General features: G+C 51.7%; 1 rRNA gene. It reads right to left on the bottom strand.

Annotated features, from left to right (window positions below):
* Nucleotides 1-592 (bottom strand): 23S ribosomal RNA (locus tag ACOI06_RS14570); the annotation flags it as partial.

Below are 592 nucleotides of genomic sequence, written 5' to 3'. Positions count from 1 at the left end.
CGGACGTTAGCACCCGGACTCTGTCTCCCACGCTGTACTTGTCGGTATTCGGAGTTTGCCATGGTTTGGTAAGTCGCCATGACCCCCTAGCCATAACAGTGCTCTACCCCCGACAGTAATACGTGAGGCACTACCTAAATAGTTTTCGGAGAGAACCAGCTATTTCCAAGTTTGTTTGGCCTTTCACCCCTATCCACAGCTCATCCCCTAATTTTTCAACATTAGTGGGTTCGGTCCTCCAGCACGTGTTACCGTGCCTTCAACCTGGCCATGGATAGATCACTTGGTTTCGGGTCTACACCCAGCGACTAAACGCCCTATTCGGACTCGCTTTCGCTACGCCTTCCCTAATCGGTTAAGCTTGCCACTGAATGTAAGTCGCTGACCCATTATACAAAAGGTACGCAGTCACCCCCGAAAGGGCTCCTACTGTTTGTATGCATGCGGTTTCAGGATCTATTTCACTCCCCTCCCGGGGTTCTTTTCGCCTTTCCCTCGCGGTACTGGTTCACTATCGGTCGATCACGAGTATTTAGCCTTGGAGGATGGTCCCCCCATCTTCAGACAGGATTTCACGTGTCCCGCCCTACTT

The sequence above is a fragment of the Orrella sp. 11846 genome, assembly GCF_048820935.1.
Taxonomy (GTDB): Bacteria; Pseudomonadota; Gammaproteobacteria; order Burkholderiales; family Burkholderiaceae_B; genus Algicoccus.
Note: the sequence above shows the minus strand (reverse complement) of the source record. Positions and strands in the feature narration are given on the sequence as shown.